At 61.8% G+C, this 671-nt stretch carries 1 protein-coding gene; it reads right to left on the bottom strand.

What is annotated here, in order from left to right:
* Nucleotides 1-671, bottom strand: a 671-nt coding sequence (locus AACR77_RS20115) for a MetQ/NlpA family ABC transporter substrate-binding protein (protein WP_042880105.1), incomplete at both ends; no start/stop codon positions are given.

The raw sequence follows: 671 nt of genomic DNA on the forward strand, positions 1-671 counted from the left end.
CTTTACCACCACCCAGTTGATGAAGTCATAGCTGCGCTCGAGGAAGAGGCCGGAGCTGAACGGGATCCCGCTTGAGGCGGCAAAGTTGCCGTTGATGACGGAGAAATCCACATCCTCACGGGAGCGCGGCAGCTGCGCCGCCTCCAGCAGCACCAGCTTGAGGTTGTGGGGGTTCTTCACCACGTCGAACTCGCTCGCCTTGAGGGGATTGATCCCCTCCTTGAGGCTCAGCCAGCCCAGATCCTGCAACATCAGCAGTGCCCGGGCCTGGTTGGTGGGATCGTTCGGGATGGCGACCGTGCTTCCCTCTTTCACCGCCTTCAGATCCCCCAGCTTGCCGGCGTAGAGCCCCATGGGGCCGGTCGGCACCTGGGTGATGGGCGCCAGAGAGAGACCCCGGTCTTTGGCGAAGCTCTCCAGATAGGGCTTGTGCTGGAAGCAGTTGACGTCAAGCGACCCGTCCGCCAGGGCGATGTTGGGGGTCACGTAATCGGTGAACTCCACCAGTTTGACCTTGTAGCCCTTGGCTTCGAGCTGCGGCTTGATAGAGTCGGTGACCATGTCGGCAAAGTCGCCAACCGTGGTGCCGATGACGATCTCTTTCTTCGCCTCATCGATGGCAAAGGCAGACAGCGGCAGGCTGCTGGCGAGCAACGCCAGGGCGGAAAGGG

The sequence above is a fragment of the Aeromonas sp. ZOR0002 genome, from assembly GCF_963866995.1.
In the GTDB taxonomy this organism is placed as follows: Bacteria; Pseudomonadota; Gammaproteobacteria; order Enterobacterales; family Aeromonadaceae; genus Aeromonas; species Aeromonas caviae.